Genomic DNA, 19,606 nt, shown 5'->3' on the forward strand with positions numbered 1-19,606 from the left:
TCCCAAAACAATCCCCATGTGCGCACGCATTGTTAAATTTTCCTCCAACCATTTTACGCGATTGAACAAAAACAGACACTTCATGAAAATGGTGTCATCCGAAATCTGTCAGTTACATGCAAGGGTATTGAATTAAGTTGACTTCAGGTCAAGCATCATTTTGAATCATCACTGCAAAAGTTTGCTATTTTAATTTACTAAATATTTTAAGCTGTACCAAAAACAATTATACATACCGCAATATACCTGTTTAAATTGGATTTAATTGAAGATATTAAAAATAAGTATCATTAATCCGATTATGTAAGACGTAGGTTGTTAATACACCAATCAAACATGAAATAAACTGAAAGGAAAGTATTATTCATGAATCATACTCAAAAAAAGAGCAAAAACAAATCGATTGCTCATACTTTAGTCAAGCTGCTTATTTTTTGCAGTTTCATTCCCATCCTCATTATATTCGCCGTCTCCTATCTCACGTTCTCGAATATCTTGATCACCCGAAACAACACGATCAAGACAAGTTCCGTCGGAATCATTCAAAAAGAAAATCTGAAACTGACTAACCAGACAGCTTCAACGCTAGAATCGGTCGCAAAGGGAACGATACTCAACGGAGCAAAATTTGACGCAGTCCAAATCGGAGGCATCTTAAAGCTTGTTGCAAACAGTAACAAGGACATCGTCGGAGCAACATTTGTGGATTCGAAAAATCACGCCATAAGCACGACAAAATCAGAAACCTATGCCAATGCCAAAAATACCGAATGGTATAAAAAAGCCGTCAACAACGAAGGTAAAATCATTTGGACAAGCCCATACCTCGATGACCAAACTGACCGTTACGTTACGAGCTGTGCCATTGCGGTTCGTAATCAAAGCAATCAGCTAAGCGTCGTCAGTCTTGAAATCACATACAAAAACATCGAATTTGTCGTTAAAAAAATGAAAGTCGGCAACACAGGACGCGTCGCACTTGTTTCAAAATCAGCACGCGTCCTGGCCTCAAGAGATACTACGAGCCGCGACATCAATAAAAAAGTTCCGACCGAAATCAATGCATTCAAGCGCGGCAATGACGTTTCAAACGATTCCGTCTTCAAGACAATTAAAAATGCTCCGACAAGACAAGGCTATATCAGAGTTTCAAACGGTAAAGCAGAATACCTCAACAGTGCCGAAGAAAATTCGGGAAACATCTTATGTTTATTGACTCCCGACGCCGGAATTGCCGACGTCTACTACGATAAGGGAGCAAAAGGCAGCAATGCATGGGCAGTAGCAGCCGTTGCCCAAAATGATCTGTACCGTGAACGCTATAATCTTGAAAAATGGATTATCATCATAGCATTCGTTATCATGCTCATCATCGTCGTTTTATCAGAATTCATCAAAAAAACTCTGCGTTCCGGCACAAAATATTTTGTCGACGTCTTTGCATCCAGTGCTAAAGGAAATCTTTCACTCGTTCCAGAAGATATCGGAAATGACGTTGCAGGAGCAGAGCGCTTCGGCAGAAAATTGTTTGTTCCAACAAAGGATGGCAATGAATTCGGTCAGATCGTCTATGCATACAACATGATGGTCAAATCAATGGTTGAACTGATTCATAATGTTCAAAAGCAAAGCAAAAACGTTGCACAAATGTCCGATTCATTGCTTGAGCTTTCCAAACAAACCGGAAAAGCTACTGAAGAAGTATCTCAAACCATCACCGGAATTGCTGACGTCACAAGTTCACAGGCCGAAGAAACACAAGAAAACGTAACAAAACTGAAAGAACTTTCAGAAATTATCGATCAGCTTCACACAAACGTCATTAACATGAATGAAGAAGCAAAACAAAGCTCAGAAATCAATCAGGAAAATATGAACACGATGGATAAAGTCAACAGCAGCTGGTCAGAAGAACTGAGTGCCATGGAAAAATTGATGCACAGCGTTGAAGAAATGAATGCCAACGTCCAAGACATTACCAAAATCATCAACGTCATCAACGAAATTTCTCGCCAAACCAACCTGCTTGCCTTAAATGCTTCAATTGAGGCTGCGAGTGCCGGTGAAGCAGGCAAAGGATTCTCGGTCGTTGCCGCAGAAATCCGCAAACTGGCAGAACAAAGCGCTGCATCAACCAAGGAAATTGAAGCAATCATTGCCGATATCCAAGCACGATCAAGCAGCATGGTCGATCAAACGAACGCCTCGCTTGAAGGAGGAAAAAAGCAGTCCAAACTCATTCAGAAAGCAATCAAGTCAACTATGGAAGTCTTTAAACGCAATCAATCAATGGCAGACGGCATCTCCAATGTCGAACAAGCTAGCGGAAATATCGAAAACGTTCAAAATAAAGTTCTTGAGGGACTCGAGAACATCTCTGCATCGACCCAGGAAAATGCTGCCGGTACAGAAGAAGTTTCAGCAAACTCGGAAGAAGTTCTTGCAACGATGGACGAATTTACGCAACACGTTTCCGACCTCCGAGATATTTCGGAAACTCTCAGAGAAGAAACAGATAAATTCAAATTATAAACAACTTTATCTGCCCCCAAGCGACTTTAAGATAAAATAAAAAATGCCCGTGACAGGAAATCACCCTTTCCATGTCATGGGCATTTTAGCATATCCTAATCGCTTCAAAATCATGAAATCAGGACAGCAATTTAATTTTAATCGTTTTTTTCTTTGAATTTCGGATGATAGAACATTCTTCCATCCATTGCAAAAAGCCTTTCAGTAAAAGCTCCGCCTTCAGTTCTTGAAACTGAATTTCTGATCATTTGAATCGACGCGTCCAAATTGTCAAGCTGATGAAGAACGTCGGCCTCAAGCAAAAGCGGCTTAACCGGCGAACCATACTCAAGCAAACCGTGATGTGAAACAATCATATGTCTCAACAAAACTGCATCTTCAGAATCCAAATCAACGTCTAGTTTTTTCATTGCCAAGACAATCTGCTCATCAATCAAAACGATATGTCCGAGAAGATTTCCTTCAAGAGTGTATGTCGTTGCTACCGGTCCTGAAAGCTCCAACGTCTTGCCCATATCGTGCAAAATTGCACCTGCATAAAGCAAAGATTTATTTACCTCAGGGTATTCTCCGGAAACGGCTTCTGCCATGCGTAAAATTGAAAGCGTGTGATAGGCTAATCCGCCTGAATAGGCATGGTGATTTGACTTGGCAGCAGGAAAAGACAAAAACTGCTCTGAATTTTCTTGAAAAAGCAGCTTGACCACGTCATGCCACGTTTTGTTTTCAATTTTCTCCAAATACCCTTCCAGTTCCTCTTTCATTTTGCGAGTTTCCTCCGGTGCATCCGGAACATAAAGCCTCGGATCTTTTGGCTCATCCTCTTTTGCCAAACGCAGATGAGCAATCTTGATCTGCGGATTATTTTGATAGTTTTCGCGCTTTCCCTTCAAATAAACGACATTGCCAGCTTTGAACTGTTCAATATCTTTTGCGGACGCATCCCAAAATTTGGCGCTGATTACGCCAGATTTATCTGAAAAGTTGATTGCAATAAATTTATTACCGTTTTTGGCAATCCTGGTTTCCGATGTTTTAATCAAAACAAACAAAGAAACATTTTCGCCTACGTCATAGTCATATAGTTTTTTCGTCATATTTCCTCCATCTGATTCGAATGTTCCTTACTACTTTAACACGAAAACAAGAGCGAGACAAAAAGCCATGTCCCGCTCCGTAATTAATCCTTGTAAAGTTCTTGAATCGGACGAAAAATAATCTTGCTCAGTTCATCCATCATCATGCTCAGAGCCTGCTCCTTTTGCATCAGCGTTTGCAAAGTCTCATATCCGTCTGCTTCTTTGCCTAAATCCTGAAGTTTCTTAAAATCGTCTTCAGTCGGCTTTTGTCCAGACATTTGCTTTTTTTGAAGTTCTTCTTGCAAAGAATGAATCTCATTGAAACACCTAAAAGCCGTCTCATCAGCTTTCAAGGCTTCATAAGCCGTCTTAAGCTCCTGGTATTGACTGGTCTTTCTTAAATCCTGCTCCATCTGATTGGCCGTATCGTAAATATTGATCATGCTGATTCCTCCGTTAATTTCCGAAAATCTGTTGTAATTTCTGCTTGCCATCATCAATCCATGAGTCGACCTTTTGCTTAATTCCGGAACCTGATTTTTTAATGTTGGCTCCGGCATTTTTAATCGAATCCCAAAGATTTGAACTGCTGCTTATATTTTCATATGCCAAGGTCGATGCTGCCTTGACTTTAAATTGACTTTGCTTCGTCTTCGGCAAAATGCCTTCCATTTCCGACTTGAACAACGCTGCGCCGCCTCTGGTACCGGCATTTTCAATCGAATTTTTATTTGAATCAAACCCGACCCAAGTTGCCAAAACAACGTCCGGCGTATAGCCGATATACCATCTGTCAGTATCGGCTGCGGTTGGATCAACTCCGTTTCCCTGAGTCGAACCGGTTTTTCCTGCAATCGTATGGCCGTACGGTTTTGCAGAAGCCCCCGTTCCGTTTTTATAAACGTCAATCATCATGCTTGTCATCTCATTGGCGACTTTTTCCGAAACCACTCTGGTCGAATCAGCATCTTCTTCGTCAACAATCGTTTTTCCGGAAGCATCGACGATTCTTCGTATAAAGTGCGCATCATACTTCACGCCTCCGTTGGCAAATGCAGAGTAGGCAGATGCCATCGTCATTGGAGAGACGCCTTTTTCCAATCCGCCCAAAGCAAGGCTCAGATTTTTATCGGAATCTGATAGTTTCAACCCGAATTTTTCGGCTGAACGATATCCCTCCGAGACTCCGATTTTATTCAACAACCATACTGCAGTCGTATTTTTACTTTCGGCCAAAGCCTGATAAAGCATGATCTTGCCTTGATACGTCCCCGTCGCATTCTTGGGACTGTATTTATTGGAACCATAAGCCTGATACTTGTCTTCAACCATCGAATCATAATGATAGCCATGCTGAAGAGCCGGAGCATAGACGGCTAAAGGCTTGATCGTCGATCCGGGCGAACGAACGAGCTGCGTTGCACGATTGTATCCGCGAAAAACATGACTGTCGTTTCTGCCACCCACCAAAGCCGTTACGCCGCCTGTCTTTGGATCGATGGCAATCGAAGCCCCCTGCGCGCGAGTCCCGTCATCCGCATCATAAGGAAAAAGCGAACTGTCGGCAAAATCTGTTTGCATCGTTGACTGATAGTTTTGATCAAGCGTTGTATAGATCTTATATCCTCGATTCATGATATCTTCTTCGCTAAGACCATATTTTTTGATTGCTTCGTCAATGACCGCATCGAAGAAATACGGATAACGATACCCTGAATCGTACTGATAATTATCGCTTGTAATCATCGGACTGTCTTGATACGATTTCATCTGCTCCTGAGTCAATTTGCCATTGTCTTTCATCAAAGTCAAGACAACGTTGCGCCTTTGTCTTGATTCTGCCGGGTGATTCTTTGGATTATATCTCCGTTCGGATTTTTTAGCATTCCGGCAATTGTTGCCGCTTGCGGAACCGTCAGCTGCGAAGCATGAACGCCAAAATATTTTTCTGACGCATCCTCAATGCCCCAAACACCGTTTCCAAAATACGCATTGTTTAAATACATCGCCAAAATCTGCTTTTTGCTGTACGTATTTTCAACCTGCATCGCAATGAAAATTTCCTTGGTCTTTCTGGAAATTGTTTGCTCTTGCGATAAAAAGGCATTTTTGACAAGCTGTTGCGTCAACGTGCTTCCTCCGCCCGCAATATCGCTGCTGCCCATGATCCTATTTTTCAGATTGAGCAATAGCGCGCGCACCATCCCCTTGATGGAAAAGCCGTATTCATGGTAAAAATTGCGATCTTCAGTTGACAAAACCGCATCGGCAACATTTGGCGAAATCTTGTCAAGAGAAACCCATGTCCCTTTTTGAGAATACAGATATCCTGCCCTGTCACCGTCTTTGTCATAAATCGTCGTCGGTCTCTCCAAGGCATTCTCGAGGCCCTTGACGTTGGCTGTCTTGGCTACGTAAATCAAATAAATGCTTGTTGCTAAAAAAATGCTCAAACATACCACGATGAACCATCTGATCACTTGGTAACGATGACATTTTTCCTTAAACCAGCTTCCAAACAAACTCAAACACCGTTTAAGCGATTCTGTTATTTTTTTAAAAAAAGATTTGTCCATTCAGATCCTCTTCCATGCTCTTTTATACTTAAGAAATATTATCACATTTGCTCTGATAAAAGGAGTTTTATAAGAGAAACTTAATCATCTTCAGGCGCAATTCCGATCGCATCATGATTGATATGTTCAATAGCCATCTTTTTGAACTCTAAAGCAGCATCTGCGGAGGGACTGATTACTACCATCGTATCATAGCCGGCAATCGTTCCGGCAACGCATTCAGGTTTCAAATCATCGATTATTGCCGCCAAAACGTTTGCATTTCTTGGCATCGTCTTAACGACATTGACAAATTCGACTTGAGTAATTTCGATCACAAAATCATAAATTGCCTTATAAAGTCTGAGCCATTCGGCTTGATTTTGTTCCTTGAAGACAACGTAACGCAAATGACCATCGCCGTCCTGCTGCTTAACAATCTGCATTTCGCGAATATCACGCGAGATTGTTGCCTGAGTAGCTGAAATTCCCGCTTTCTTTAAAGCCTTTAACAGATCATCCTGATTTGAAATTATCTGCTTGGTAATCAACTGTTCAATCTTAGCTTGTCTAAGCTCTTTTTTCACGAATATTCACTTCCTGTTTCATCTGCTATAGGCACAAGTGTTTTTTAATACATTTACCTATCATTTCTATTATAGCATATAGCAAATAATATTGGAAAAAGGTGAATTTAAATGCGCGGCTTGTGTATGCCAGCCATTGCAAAACGCTCAGCAAGGCCACCGGAGCGGAGTAATCATATTTGGCATTGCAATGATGCCCCGTCAACTGCCTCGATTTTATCGCTGAGCTCTTTGATTGCTGCTAATGCAACTTTTGATTTTGGCTTATCAAACATTGGTATCCTGGATGTTTCAAAAATTCCAAGCCTCACCCCCCAGCTTTTTCAAGTCATCGCACACGATCAGCGCAAGTTTCTTTTGCCCCGGAGTCGTCAGAACCTGTTTGCTTGAAACGTCTGAGCGCATATCGACTTTGGCATATTTGATAAAACAGTCTTCAATATATCGTTGATCTAATTCCATGTTTCATTCCCCGCCTGTTTTGCAATGTATACGGTCTTCCAGTCATAAGGTACTTCGGCCGGATTATAAACGACGTTTTTGACGTTTTCACGCAAAAGCTGCGATTTTGCCTGTTGATTGTTTAAAATATGGTATGGCTTTTGTCAGCTTGACCGTCAGCTTATACTTTCCGTTGGCAGTTATTCCGAGTTCTTTCGGATCCTTTTTGTTTGCGATGATTTCACTGGCATTTTCAACCTGATTCAAATAAAAGGCATCCTGTGAAGTCGTCTTAGGATCAACGGTCCTTCGCCATGAATAAACAAAATCTTTTGCAGTAACATCTTCACCGTTTGACCACTTGACGCCTTTGCGAAGCTCAAAATTATAAGTTCTGCCGTCCTTTGAAACGTTGGCTTTTTTTTGCCAAAGCAAGTTGCGGCGTGCCGTTTTTGTCCAAACGATACAATCCTTCCTGAGTATTCATCAAAACGTTAAAACTCAAGGTATCCGTTGCATTTGACAAATCAGCCGTTGCCAACGTATTGCTTTCGGTCCAGTTCACTGCTTTGCAGCGCATTTGCCGCCTGCTTTCTTGGAAACATCACTGCTTTTTCCATTTCCGCATCCGGCAAGCAGCAAGACTGTCGCACCGATTGCTAAAACGTTGCTCTTTTTCTTATGTATCCCCTCCAAAAAAATATAAAAAAACGTCCTCAGCATCTTCTACTGAAGACACTAAGGACGTTTCCGCGCGGTACCACCTTAATTCGCCACAAACTCAAGCTTGCAGCCTCACCAGCTTCGTATTCAAAGCTGCGGAAGTTATCGGTCCCGCACCGGATAAACAGCTTGCACCGTTTATCTTGCTCAGAACTCATCTTCGCTTGTCGTTTTCCTCCGTGTTCTCACCAACCCACGTTCTCTTTAGGCGAATCTTCAAGCAATCTTCTCTTCAAAGCATTCTGTCTGTTAACGATATGATTATTCAATCATCTGTCAACCACCATCGGCTAAAGTCGATGGCTTGTGAACAGACACCCTTATATTGAGTATCTGAACCACAATTTGCATAGATACAGATGGTTTGACCAAACAGCCGTAGTTGTCTGGTCAGTGACTATCTAATTGCCAATGCCTTTTACATTCCCAGGTTGCCATAGGAATGATATATCAATAGTTGTTGGATAGTTTTACAATGATGTAATTACTCACTTTGGTTCTTAGTGATGCAGTTACTAAGTCAATTACTATCTACAAGTATTATATCATAGTGAGCCTATCCATCTCATGACTAAAGTCACGGGATTTCCGGCTAGGCATAATTAAATTCAAAGTAAAAACTACATTTCATCGGGTGCCTTAACGCCAAGCAGACGCAATGATTCTTTCAAAACTTCGGCAACGCTCTTAACCAAGGCAAGTCGCGCTTCTTTTTGATCATCGTCTTCCAAAATTCTTGAATGCGCATAGTAACGATTGAAGGCCTTGGCCAAATGAATCCCGTATTTTGCAATAACTGACGGCTCATATTCTTCAACCGCCTTCAACACCGTTGCAGGGAAATCAGCCAACAGACGCAACGTTTCCCATGCTTCAGAATCGTCAAGACGATAATTGCCTGCAGCATCAAGTCCAGGATTGCCTGCTTTGCGCAAAATACTCATTGCTCTTGCATGCGAATACTGTACGTAAGGACCAGTTTCGCCTTCAAAACGTACGACTTCTTCCAGATTAAAATCGAAATTGTTCAAGCGATCATTCTTAAGATCGTGGAACACAACGGCTCCGACGCCGACAGCTTCTGCAACTTCAGCCTTGTTTTCAAGTGCAGGATTCTTTTCTTCGATTTGTTTTTGCGCCAACTTGACGGCATCGTCAAGCACTTCTTCAAGCAAAACGATTCTGCCTGAACGAGTCGAGAGCTTCTTGCCGTCTTTTGTAATCAAGCCGAACGGAATGTGGTGAATGTCATCAGACCAGTCATAACCCATTTCCTTTAAAACGGCCTTAAGCTGCTTGAAGTGATTCTTTTGTTCATTGCCGACAACATAAAGCGATTGTGCAAATTCATACGTACGCTTTCTGTAGATGGCGGCAGCCAAATCACGCGTAATGTATAAGGTTGCTCCATCTGTTTTCTTAATCAAAGCAGGATTGAGATCATATTTGCTTAAGTCGACGATTTGAGCACCTTGACTTTCATGAAGAAGATTCTTTGCTTCAAGCATTTCAACGACTTCATCCATCTTGTCGTTGTAAAATGCTTCGCCATTGTACGAATCAAATTTAATATCCAAACGGTCGTAAACGCGCATGAACACTTTGAGTGATTCTTCACGGAACCACTTCCAAAGCTTTGTAGCCTCTTCATCACCATCTTCCAAGCGTTTGAACCATTCGCGCGCCTTTTCGTCAAGCTCAGGATGATCGACGTCTTCTTCGTGAAAACGAACGTAATAGCGCAAAAGCGAGTCAATAGGGTCTTTTTTGACTTCTTCTTCTGAACCCCAAAGCTTATAGGCGCACATTAATTTGCCAAACTGGGTGCCCCAGTCGCCCAAATGATTGATTTTGACAGGCTTGTATCCAGTCTTTTCGAGCAGCTGCGCAATCGAATTGCCGATGACGGTTGAACGAAGATGACCCATGGACATCGGCTTGGCGATGTTCGGCGATGACATGTCGATCGGTACGTTGCCGCCCTTCCCTTCGTCAGCGTCGCCAAAACTTGCTCCTTTTGAAATCACGTCTCCCAAAACATCCGCAGAAAAATCCTTTTTATCCAAAAAGAAATTCACGTATGGTCCAACAGCTTCGATTTTTTCAAAACCGGCATGGTCGATTTTTTCAACAAGATCTTGTGCAATCATTTGCGGAGCTTTTCTGAGAACCTTCGCCAGTACGAAAGCTGGAAACGCATAGTCACCAAGGTTCAACGACTTTGGCGTTTCAATTTTTGCAGTAATTTCATCAATGCTGAGCTGACCGTCAACCGCTTGACTCACTGCAGAAGCGACAACTTTTTTATAGTCTTTCATAAATAATTGATTCCTCCTGAATTTTAGTAGAATAAAACGGATAAAAAAAACGTCCCCTGTCAAAAAACAAGAGACGAGATTTCCCCGCGGTACCACTCTAATTGAATCATCCACTCAATATTAAAATGCATCCTAAAAAGTGCGCTTCGCCAGTTTCCGCTGCTCGGCTTCCATCCCCCCGAACTCGCTGCAAGTTTCCGCAGGCTACTCCTCTTTTATTATTGGACAAGACCGCTATATCCGAAGTCTTAAGCGGGTGACGAGAATCGAACTCGCGACATCAGCTTGGGAAGCTGGGATTTTACCACTAAACTACACCCGCATAACAGAGATTATTATATCACATCTCTGTTTAATTGTCATTAATTTTTATGCAGTAATTTTCTTCATATGCTTGAGACTAACTACTGTCCGATTATGAAAATCAGTTACGGCAACATTATCGTCTTTATGATGCTCAATAATTTCAACTACTGCTGAATTTTCATAGATTCTTTCAATTGAGCCAACAAAATCATGACTCATTGATGCGAACTTATCGCATGCCACACGGTCACCGATCTGAAAATTTGTTTCCATCATCTCACCTACTTCGCCTACAATGATATGAATAGTATCAAACTTTCAAACAAATTGCAAGTCTTTTTAACGAAATATAGAAACTCTTAATTTTAGCCGTTTCTTTAAAATTCAGTGCCGCTTTCTTCATTGCTTTTATTGTCTTGTTCTTTTTCACGTTGTTTCAACATTTTGTAAGATTTGACGTATGACGGAATCAAAACGAAACAAGATCCTGCCCAAGCCATCGGATTGGCGCAGCACGCACCGGCATAACCCAATGCTTTTGCCAGAAACAATGCGGCTGAACTTCTCATGACAAGTTCAGCAATTCCCGCAAGCGTCGGCACGATGCTTTGTCCCAATCCTTGCAGAGTATAGCGAATAACGAATAAAATACCAAGCACCCAGTAAAAAGTACACGTTATGTTAAAGTATGTTTGCGAAAGCTTCAAAACCGCCGGTGCCTGATTACCGACGAACAATGTAACGAGCTGTTTGCCAAAAATAATAATTAAAACCGCACCGATAATTGCCACGGTAATCGAAACGATAATTGTTTGTCGTACACCTTGCAAAATTCTGCCGCATTTTTTGGCACCATAATTTTGGGCCGTAAACGTCGACATCGCAACCCCCAAAGACATCATCGGCAGCGTTGCGAGCTGATCGATTTTTCCTCCGGCCGTCGAAGCGGCGACGGCAGTCGTTCCAAGACCGTTTAAAGCCGACTGGAGCAGCACCGCCCCGATTGCAATGATCGACATCTGAAATGCCATCGGAAGTCCAACATAAAGATGCTTGCCAAGCGATTCTTTGGTAATCGTTTTGAAATCCTTCCATTCAATTTGGAGCAAAGGCAGTTTTCTGATGATATAAACTATGCATAAAACCACCGAAATTCCTTGTGCAAGCACGGTTGCAAAACCTGCACCGGCAATTCCCCAATGAAATACCAAAAGAAACAACAGTTCCAAAATAACATTGACAATAGTTGCAAAAATCAAAAAATAAAGCGGCGTCTTACTGTCTCCCAATGCTCTGATAATGTTTGAAAGCAGATTGTATGCCATCAATACTACCATGCTTGCAAAAATAACCGAGATAAACGTTTGAGCATCATTTTTGATTTCTGCCGGTGTTTGCATCAATTCCAAGATCTTGCCGACGAAAGTCAAACTAAAAATCGTCAACAGCACGGTTACTATGACAGTAATCACGATGCTGGTCACGAAACTTTGGCGAACTTTTTGGTAATCGCCTGCTCCGAAATATTGTGCAGTCAAGATTGACAATCCTGCGGTAAGCCCTTGCGCAAAACCGATAATCAAAAACTGAATGCTGCCGGTCGAGCCAACCGCTGCCAATGCGTCAACTCCAAGCGTTTGTCCGACGATAATCGTATCAGACAAGCTGTAAAGCTGTTGAAAAAGATTGCCGATAAGCAACGGAACGGCAAACAGCAAGATTAGTTTGATCGGATTTCCTTTTGTTAGTGTTTTCATTTTTCTTTGAGGCAAATGCGACGTCGATGCCAAAAACAGACTTCCCTTTTCCATGCTTTGCACCGTATCAATCGTGCGCTGCATTTAAATCCAAGAGTCAGCTTGCCCCCTTTCTCCTTTCATTTAAAGACGTTTTTTTCCGTAACGCTTATCAAGATATGTCTGAACTTCTTCGATAAATACTTGGGTTGACGGGGTCTGTTGGCTCTTAGCGTGCGAAACCAAACAAATCGTCCGATAAAAATTTCCATCAAACGGATAACAAACCACCCGACCCGAAAGTTTTTGCAGCGCAAGCTCCGGCAAAATACCAAATCCGAGTCCTGATTCGACCATTGCAATAATCGAAGCATCGTCGATACTGTACTGAATAGAGTTCAGCGAAACATGAAAGGCATCCAAAGCTTTTTTGGTGTCCCTGTCATAGTCGATTTGCTGCAAAATAAACGTTTCGTCGCAAACGTCGGAAGCAACGACCGTTTTTCCGTTTTCAGGAACGAAACCTTCAGGAGCAACGCAATAAATTCTGTCTTTATAAAGCGGCAAAACCGAAAGCTTTTCTTGAATCGGCAAAGCTGAGAAACCGATTTCAAGGCTGCCGAACCTGACTGACTCTGCAACTTCATTGAAAGCCCCCTGTCTGACTGAGATCTCAACTTCAGGATATTTTTTCTTGAATGCGTTGATAACGTCAGGAAGCCAATTGATGCAGACGCTGCTGAAGGCTCCGATTCTGATCGATCCTTGATTCAGTCCTTTGATTCTCGCGGCTTCTTCATTAAGCTTAGCTTCCGAGTTAAGTATTTCCTGAACGATCGGCAAAACCTTTTCTCCATCAGGGGTCAACATTATGCCGGTTCTGTTGCGGACAAACAATGCAAAACCCAGTTCTTCCTCCAATCCGGAAATCGAGTGACTGATTGCCGACGGTGTAACGTTCAATATATTTGCCGCTGAGACAAACGTCTTTTGCTTGGCAACCTCGCTAAATACACGATACGCAAAATTAGCCATAGTCTACCACCACCTTTACATTCTTGTTTACTTGATAACGTTATCACCTGTTAGCACAAATTTCAAGAGTCTAAATTAACACGAATTCACAATCTTTAAAAATTTTATTCATCAAAAAAATCTTCGAGACAACTTTTCCCGAAGATTTTTAGCAAATTTTTCATTTGAAACGATCAAAAACATCCAACCGTAACTTTATCTCAATCTAGCGATTTCCTTTTCAATTGCCGCATTGAGACCGGCTTTTTGTGTTTCAATCAGATTGATGCGGCTTTGAATAACTTCCGTATCCATCTTAATTTCGCGAGCCAGTCCCGGATTGTCAAGTTTTGGCTCAAAGAATCGCTTGAATTCTTCCAGACGTTTCCTGGTTTTGAATACTTTGGAGATAACCGTAACATATGTCGGAAATTCCATATCGCCGCCGACCGTTTTTTCAAGCCAGCCCCATTCATCGCAAATCCAATTCCAAGCGGCTTCTTGCCCTTTTTCATTGGCCAAAACTCCCTGGAACCATCCGCGAAGATCTTGCGGCTTGATCGTATCGGCATCTTCAAAATAAGAAACGATTTTCTCTGCCGATTTGATGTCCGGCGTCTTTGTCAACGCATATCTGATATCGGCCTTATACCCGCCGTCAGCTGTTTTGCGATATTCCTCAAGAAGCTTGTCGAATAAATCATCAGAACTGAAGTTGACGACTTCGTTCATCAAAACGTAAGGTCGAATTCCTGCTGAAACCTCAAGCAGATTATCCTTTGACGCAACGAACAAATCATGCGTTTCTTTGATTGCATCCTCATTTTTGGCATACAATGCGGCACTTAATACGAACGGACGAGACAATTCGTCTTCTGCCGTTTCGCCATCCTTTGGCAAGACGCCCAAACGCTTGAAGTTTTCCGAACTCAGAGTTTCAAAATAGCGACGCAGTTCTTTTTCTTCTTTCGTATCGGCTTCAACGAACTTCTTAAAACCGTTTGCAACCGAATACAAGTATTGGTTGACCATGCTGGATTTGCTGTTCGCAAATAGCGGAAGCAACGGCACAAGTTCCTTATAGTCAATTTTTTGACCTTCTGCCAACAAGTAAAGATCCTGCATCAGTTGGAGTTCGGAAATGTCATCTAGTTCTTCAGTATTTTCCAAAATATCCTTGAACAATTCATCATCGTACTCAACGATAAAATGCGCATTGTTTTCCAGATTCAAGCGGAAAGGCTTGCCTTCTTTTTGCCTCATTTCAGCATAATCGCCCACAACAAGCTCTTTATCCGCCATGAGATCCGGAACTTCTTCATAATTGCTGTTGAGCGGAATTTGCCACTTGCGAGAAACTTCTTTTCCTTTGCCGATGAAGAATTGCTTTTGCGTCAGGACGAGTTTTCCATCGTCAACCCTTGCCGAAACGACAGGGTATCCCGGCTGTTCGAGCCATGAATTCATGATCGTGCCGACATCGATTCCGGAAGCTTCTCCGAGCGCCTTCCATAAATCTGCTCCAGCAGCATTGGAATACTTATGTTCCGCAAAATAATTTTTCAATCCTTTGCGCAAAGCGTCATCACCGATCAAAGAACGAACCATGACAAGCATCCTTGAGCCCTTAGCATAAACGATTGCACCATCAAAAAGCGTATCGATTTCGGCAGGGTCGTTAACTTCGACATGGACTGACTGAACCCCATCGGTTGCATCGCGCAAAAGTGCTGCAGCCGCTTCTGACGTTTGGAACATTTCCCAAATATTCCAATCCGGTTCAAGAGCATCAACGGCAACGTACTCCATCATGTTGGCAAAACTTTCATTCAACCATAAATCATCCCACCATTTCATCGTGACAAGATCTCCGAACCATTGATGAGCAAGCTCATGCGCAATAACGGTCGCAACAAGCTTTTTTTGATCCAAGGCCGTGTGGTCGGGATCAACCATCAAATAGACTTCGCGATAAGTAACGAGTCCCCAGTTTTCCATCGCGCCTGCTGAAAAGTCAGGCAGTGCCAACTGCCAGGAATGAGGCAACGGATAAGGAGTTTGATAGTAATCTTCATAAAATTCGATTGAGCGCTTGGCAATGTCTAAAGCAAAATCAAGTTCTTTGGATTTATGTGCTTTCGTTCCAAAAACACCGATCTTGACGCCGCTTTTCGTTTCAGTCAGCTTGCCTTGCAGTTCGCCAAAGGCAAATGCCACAAGGTATGTAGACATACGAACTGTTTCTTGAAAATAATGGACGCCGTCTTCGCATTTGATTTCCGGCATATTGCTCAAAGTCGTTTCGCCTTCATGCTCATCATATTTAAGCGCAAGAGAAAACGTTGCCTTGGCTTCAGGTTCGTCAACACAAGGAAATGCTTGACGAGCAGCGTTCGTTTCGAATTGAGTCCCGATAATCTGCTTTTTTTGACCATCGACTTCATAGTATGATGGGTAAATCCCCATCATCGTGTCGGTAAGTTCAGCATCATATTCGATGAAAAGCTCTGTTTTCCCTGCATTTTCAAGTTTGATCAAAATCGCATCGTTTGCATCGTCAACCTTAAATTCCGCATTTTTACCATTTTCTTTAACGCTCTTAACGTTCAAATATTTTTGATGAATTGCAATATCGGTCTTTTTGGCTTCGCCGACAATTGTTGTTTTCCCGACAATCGTTTTCTTTGAACGATTGATATCAATATACAAATCGTAGTGACTTGGTTGAAAATCATTATAAAATCTTAATAGTTCAGCCATTGTAACTTCCTCAACTTTCATGACAAATTAATCACACACATCAATTATACGCCTTTAGATAATTAATTGCACAAAAAGCGGACTCAGCATCAAACGAGCCCGCTTGCAAAATACTTTTAAAACCTTTTTCCTGTTGCCTTATAGCCGATGTCTTTACGATAAAAGCACTTGTCAAATTCATGCTCTTCAAGATATCGATAAATCTTTTGTTGAGCATCTTCAATCGTTTCAGCAGTTGCGATTGCCGTCAGCAAACGCCCTCCATTTGCGGTAACGTTTGGAAATTCGCCCGCAACGTTTGCATAATCGATTGAAATATCGCCTGATTCTTCAAGTTCAGGCAATTTATGGCCTTTGACAGGAGATTTCGGATAGCCCTCAGCAGCTAAAACAACGCCTATAACGGCATTTTCAGTTTGCTTAACTTCTGGAAGCGGATTACCGTTGATGGCCGCGTCAACCAACTCGGCAAAATCGGAATCGATTCGCGGCAAAACAACTTGCGTTTCCGGATCGCCTAAACGGACGTTGTATTCGATTACTTTTGGTCCTTGCCCCGTTAAAATCATCCCGATATAAATCAAGCCGATATAATTGAATTCGGCTTTGCGCAAACCATTAATGGTCGGTTCGACAACCTCTTCAACCATTCGCTCATAGTCTGATTCGGAAAGCTGAGGCAAAGGACTATAGGCCCCCATTCCGCCCGTGTTTGGACCTTCATCGCGATCATATGCTCGCTTGTGGTCTTGAGCCATCGGAAGAATGCGATAATCTTCTTCACCAATCACGACAAACATCGAATATTCGTCACCGGAAAGAAATTCTTCCAAAACGATTTGCTCTTGTCCTTTTCTGAACATCGTCTTGATTTCTTCTTCAGCTTCCGCCTTCGTCTTGGCGATAACGACGCCTTTACCGCCAGCAAGACCGTCAGCTTTGATAACGACCGGTTCTTCAAATTTTTCCAAACCGCTGATCGCATCTTCTGATGAACGGAACGTACTGTATTTTGCGGTAGGAACATGATGCTTTTCCATAAATTCCAAAGCAAAATCCTTCGAACCTTCAAGACGTGCCGCTTCTTTGTCGGGTCCAAAAATCTTCAAGCCGTCTTTTCTGAACGAATCAACGATGCCAGCGCAAAGAGCATCTTCCGGACCGACAAACGTCCATTCGATTCCGTGGTCATAAACAAACCCCTTCAAAGCGTCAAAATCGGTTTCTTCGATTGCAACCGTTGAAATGCCTTCGCTTTCCATTCCGATGTTTCCTGGCGCAACGTAAACATGCTCAACATGCGAACTTTCAAGCAGCTTCTTGGCAATCGCATGTTCACGTCCTCCGGAACCTACGACTAACAAATTCAGATTATCTTTCATCAATTATCACCTAAAATCTTAGTGTCTGAAGTGACGAATGCCTGTCATAACCATCGTGATGCCATACTTGTCAGCCATATCAATGGAATCTTGATCACGAATCGATCCACCAGGATGAACGATTGCCTTGATGCCGTGTTCTGCGGCATATTGGACACAATCATCCATCGGGAAGAACGCATCGGATGCCATCACGGCAGCATCAGTAATCTTGTCTCCGGCATGCTTGATGGCAATCTTCGTTGAATCGATGCGGTTCGGCTGTCCCGCTCCGATTCCTAGCGTCTGCTTGTCATCAGCGACAACGATTGCATTTGATTTCGTATGTTTAACTGCCTTCCAAGCAAACATCAATGCTTCAAGCTGTTCTTTCGTCGGCTTGTTCTTAGTTACGACCTTCCATTCGGATTCATTTTCTTCGATGACGTCTTGCTCTTGCATCAAAAGCCCGCCCATAATCGAAACCGTTTCAAAACGAGTCTTTTCATCCTTGTTTTCAAAATCAAGCTGCAGCAGACGGATATTCTTCTTTTTGGCCAAAACTTCAAACGCATCATCGTCATAACCAGGAGCAATAATGATTTCCAAAAAGAGTTCATGCATCTTTTCAGCCGTTTTGAGATCGACTTTTCGATTCAAGACGATAATTCCACCAAAAATCGAAATCGGATCAGCAGCATAGGCACGATCCCAAGCTGTTTCGATATTATCAGCACGTCCGATTCCGCACGGATTCATATGTTTCAAAGCAACGACGGTCGGTTCATTGAATTCTCGCGCAATTCTGATTGCAGCATCAGCATCTTTGATATTGTTATAAGAAAGCTGTTTTCCGTGAAGCTGTTTTGCACTGGAAACCGAATACTTCTTCGGCAATGCATCCCGATAAAACCAAGCGCGTTGATGAGAATTTTCGCCATACCGCATCGTATCTTCGAGCTCGTACGTTAAAGTAAGCTTTTCAGGTGCTTCAACCCCGACTTTTTCAGATAAATATTGTGAAATGAGCGCATCATACGCAGCCGTGTGTCTGAATGCCTTGGCAGCCAATTTTGCCCGCGTTTCAAGCGTTGTTTTGCCGTTTTCGTTAAATTCGTCCAACACCGTTTGATAATCGGCTTTGTCAACCACAATCGTAACGTCGTGATAATTTTTAGCTGCAGAACGAACCATGCTCGGGCCACCAATATCGATGTTTTCAATCGCATCAGCCAACGTGCAATCCGGTTTTTCAATCGTTTGCTTGAAAGGATACAAGTTGACGCAAACCAAATCAATCGGATGAATATTGAGTTTCTTCATCGTCTCAACGTGTTCGGGAACATCTCGACGTCCGAGCAGCCCTCCGTGAATATATGGGTTGAGCGTTTTGACGCGACCATCCAAAATTTCAGGAAAACCGGTAACTTCTTCAACTGAAATCGTTTTAATTCCTGCTTCATCAAGAACCTTTTTTGTCCCGCCTGTTGAAATGATTTCAAAATCATTTTCAACCAATCCCTTTACGAAAGGTACCAGATCATTTTTATCGGAAACACTGACAAGTGCTCGTCTCATTTTTCAATTACTTCCTTTCTCGTATGCAATTCTGTCATTTAACACTCTTTTGATCGTCTGCGGAAATAAAATGTGCTCACATTCATGAACCCTTTCTTCCAACTCATCAACCGTGTCCTCATCATAAATCGGAACGTGACGCTGTGCGATAATCGGACCCGAATCAAGGCCGCAATCAACATAATGAACGGTTACGCCGGTTTCTGTCCTGCCGTTTTGAACATGATCTTCAAAAGCCCTCTCAATCGAATGAAGTCCGGGATATTCCGGCAGGTAAGCAGGATGAAGGTTAATGATGCTGTTTTCAAACGTTTTGATAATCTCTGCACCGATTACGCGCATGTATCCTGCTAAGATCAAAAAGTCAATCTGATTCGCATTAAGCAAATCTAAAAGTCTTTCTTCATATGGCTTCTTGCCGCCGCATTCCTTCACCGTAAAAGATTCATAAGGAACGTTGAGCTTTTTGGCACGTTCAACCACATAAGCATCAGGATGATCGCAAAAAAGCAACGCCAATTCGCCGGGAATTTCACCTGATTGAAATTTTTCAGCCAAAGCTTGAAAATTAGTTCCGTTTCCGGAAGCCAAAACTGCAATTTTCATAATTCTGCCC

16 protein-coding genes, 1 tRNA gene and 1 pseudogene are annotated in these 19,606 nt (G+C 42.4%); 1 reads left to right on the forward strand and 17 read right to left on the reverse strand.

Annotated elements, in window-relative coordinates:
* The first annotated feature begins 366 nt into the window (after positions 1 to 366).
* Positions 367 to 2,532 carry a methyl-accepting chemotaxis protein gene (locus tag LRC_RS05845; RefSeq protein ID WP_014073571.1) on the forward strand — a complete coding sequence of 722 codons (2,166 nt, stop codon included), beginning with the start codon at positions 367 to 369 and terminating at the stop codon, positions 2,530 to 2,532.
* 137 nt (positions 2,533 to 2,669) lie between these two features.
* Here LRC_RS05845 and LRC_RS05850 read toward each other — a convergent pair whose 3' ends face one another.
* The 17 genes and pseudogenes from LRC_RS05850 to purN all read right to left on the reverse strand — a co-directional run bounded on the left by LRC_RS05850 (position 2,670) and on the right by purN (position 19,596).
* Positions 2,670 to 3,629, reverse strand: a complete 960-nt coding sequence (locus tag LRC_RS05850; RefSeq protein WP_014073572.1) for a 3'-5' exoribonuclease YhaM family protein — start codon at positions 3,627 to 3,629, stop codon at positions 2,670 to 2,672.
* 83 nt (positions 3,630 to 3,712) lie between these two features.
* Entirely contained in the window at positions 3,713 to 4,054 is a 342-nt protein-coding gene (locus LRC_RS05855) for a YlbF/YmcA family competence regulator (protein ID WP_014073573.1), read from the reverse strand.
* A 13-nt stretch (positions 4,055 to 4,067) separates the two neighbouring features.
* Positions 4,068 to 6,187 (reverse strand): annotated as a pseudogene (locus LRC_RS05860) (PBP1A family penicillin-binding protein).
* 80 nt (positions 6,188 to 6,267) lie between these two features.
* The gene (locus LRC_RS05865; RefSeq protein WP_014073574.1) at positions 6,268 to 6,753 is read right to left on the reverse strand and encodes an arginine repressor; all 486 of its coding nucleotides are present in this window, start codon (positions 6,751 to 6,753) and stop codon (positions 6,268 to 6,270) included.
* A 291-nt stretch (positions 6,754 to 7,044) separates the two neighbouring features.
* Positions 7,045 to 7,215, reverse strand: coding sequence for a hypothetical protein (locus tag LRC_RS11250; RefSeq protein WP_225354867.1), 171 nt, complete (start codon positions 7,213 to 7,215; stop codon positions 7,045 to 7,047).
* Positions 7,216 to 7,302: 87 nt separating this feature from the next.
* Entirely contained in the window at positions 7,303 to 7,629 is a 327-nt protein-coding gene (locus LRC_RS11975) for an ABC transporter substrate-binding protein (protein WP_225354868.1), read from the reverse strand.
* Positions 7,580 to 7,774: a hypothetical protein gene (locus LRC_RS11980; protein WP_225354869.1), complete on the reverse strand. Its 195-nt coding sequence runs from the start codon at positions 7,772 to 7,774 to the stop codon at positions 7,580 to 7,582. Before LRC_RS11980 ends, LRC_RS11975 begins: the two co-directional genes overlap by 50 nt.
* Positions 7,756 to 7,890, reverse strand: coding sequence for a hypothetical protein (locus LRC_RS11985; protein WP_258414232.1), 135 nt, complete (start codon positions 7,888 to 7,890; stop codon positions 7,756 to 7,758). The genes LRC_RS11980 and LRC_RS11985 overlap by 19 nt, the downstream gene beginning before the upstream one ends.
* A 647-nt stretch (positions 7,891 to 8,537) precedes the next feature.
* Positions 8,538 to 10,235 (reverse strand): arginine--tRNA ligase, encoded by a 1,698-nt coding sequence (gene argS / locus LRC_RS05880; protein WP_014073575.1) that lies wholly within the window; start codon positions 10,233 to 10,235, stop codon positions 8,538 to 8,540.
* A gap of 251 nt (positions 10,236 to 10,486) precedes the next feature.
* Positions 10,487 to 10,557 (reverse strand) — tRNA-Gly (locus LRC_RS05885).
* A 47-nt stretch (positions 10,558 to 10,604) separates the two neighbouring features.
* Positions 10,605 to 10,814 (reverse strand): hypothetical protein, encoded by a 210-nt coding sequence (locus tag LRC_RS05890; protein WP_014073576.1) that lies wholly within the window; start codon positions 10,812 to 10,814, stop codon positions 10,605 to 10,607.
* A gap of 104 nt (positions 10,815 to 10,918) precedes the next feature.
* Positions 10,919 to 12,298 carry an MATE family efflux transporter gene (locus LRC_RS05895; RefSeq protein ID WP_014073577.1) on the reverse strand — a complete coding sequence of 460 codons (1,380 nt, stop codon included), beginning with the start codon at positions 12,296 to 12,298 and terminating at the stop codon, positions 10,919 to 10,921.
* A gap of 123 nt (positions 12,299 to 12,421) precedes the next feature.
* Complete coding sequence (locus tag LRC_RS05900) at positions 12,422 to 13,312, reverse strand: LysR family transcriptional regulator (RefSeq protein WP_014073578.1); 891 nt, start codon at positions 13,310 to 13,312, stop codon at positions 12,422 to 12,424.
* Positions 13,313 to 13,507: 195 nt separating this feature from the next.
* Positions 13,508 to 16,051: a M1 family metallopeptidase gene (locus LRC_RS05905; RefSeq protein WP_014073579.1), complete on the reverse strand. Its 2,544-nt coding sequence runs from the start codon at positions 16,049 to 16,051 to the stop codon at positions 13,508 to 13,510.
* 116 nt (positions 16,052 to 16,167) lie between these two features.
* Complete coding sequence (purD, locus tag LRC_RS05910; protein WP_014073580.1) at positions 16,168 to 17,433, reverse strand: phosphoribosylamine--glycine ligase; 1,266 nt, start codon at positions 17,431 to 17,433, stop codon at positions 16,168 to 16,170.
* 18 nt (positions 17,434 to 17,451) lie between these two features.
* Positions 17,452 to 18,990: a bifunctional phosphoribosylaminoimidazolecarboxamide formyltransferase/IMP cyclohydrolase gene (purH, locus tag LRC_RS05915; protein WP_014073581.1), complete on the reverse strand. Its 1,539-nt coding sequence runs from the start codon at positions 18,988 to 18,990 to the stop codon at positions 17,452 to 17,454.
* 3 nt (positions 18,991 to 18,993) lie between these two features.
* The gene (gene purN / locus LRC_RS05920; RefSeq protein ID WP_014073582.1) at positions 18,994 to 19,596 is read right to left on the reverse strand and encodes a phosphoribosylglycinamide formyltransferase; all 603 of its coding nucleotides are present in this window, start codon (positions 19,594 to 19,596) and stop codon (positions 18,994 to 18,996) included.
* Between the last annotated feature and the right edge of the window lie 10 nt (positions 19,597 to 19,606).

Source organism: Ligilactobacillus ruminis ATCC 27782 (genome assembly GCF_000224985.1).
In the GTDB taxonomy this organism is placed as follows: domain Bacteria; phylum Bacillota; class Bacilli; order Lactobacillales; family Lactobacillaceae; genus Ligilactobacillus; species Ligilactobacillus ruminis.

Bases quoted from the DNA above. Each gene is read 5' to 3' on its own strand.
- LRC_RS05845 (WP_014073571.1), top strand. From the start codon at position 367: ATGAATCATACTCAAAAAAAGAGCAAAAACAAATCGATTGCTCATACT.
- LRC_RS05850 (WP_014073572.1), bottom strand. From the start codon at position 3,629: ATGACGAAAAAACTATATGACTATGACGTAGGCGAAAATGTTTCTTTG.
- LRC_RS05855 (WP_014073573.1), bottom strand. From the start codon at position 4,054: ATGATCAATATTTACGATACGGCCAATCAGATGGAGCAGGATTTAAGA.
- LRC_RS11250 (WP_225354867.1), bottom strand. From the start codon at position 7,215: ATGGAATTAGATCAACGATATATTGAAGACTGTTTTATCAAATATGCC.
- LRC_RS11980 (WP_225354869.1), bottom strand. From the start codon at position 7,774: ATGCGCTGCAAAGCAGTGAACTGGACCGAAAGCAATACGTTGGCAACG.
- argS (WP_014073575.1), bottom strand. From the start codon at position 10,235: ATGAAAGACTATAAAAAAGTTGTCGCTTCTGCAGTGAGTCAAGCGGTT.
- LRC_RS05890 (WP_014073576.1), bottom strand. From the start codon at position 10,814: ATGGAAACAAATTTTCAGATCGGTGACCGTGTGGCATGCGATAAGTTC.
- LRC_RS05895 (WP_014073577.1), bottom strand. From the start codon at position 12,298: ATGAAAACACTAACAAAAGGAAATCCGATCAAACTAATCTTGCTGTTT.
- LRC_RS05900 (WP_014073578.1), bottom strand. From the start codon at position 13,312: ATGGCTAATTTTGCGTATCGTGTATTTAGCGAGGTTGCCAAGCAAAAG.
- LRC_RS05905 (WP_014073579.1), bottom strand. From the start codon at position 16,051: ATGGCTGAACTATTAAGATTTTATAATGATTTTCAACCAAGTCACTAC.
- purD (WP_014073580.1), bottom strand. From the start codon at position 17,433: ATGAAAGATAATCTGAATTTGTTAGTCGTAGGTTCCGGAGGACGTGAA.
- purH (WP_014073581.1), bottom strand. From the start codon at position 18,990: ATGAGACGAGCACTTGTCAGTGTTTCCGATAAAAATGATCTGGTACCT.
- purN (WP_014073582.1), bottom strand. From the start codon at position 19,596: ATGAAAATTGCAGTTTTGGCTTCCGGAAACGGAACTAATTTTCAAGCT.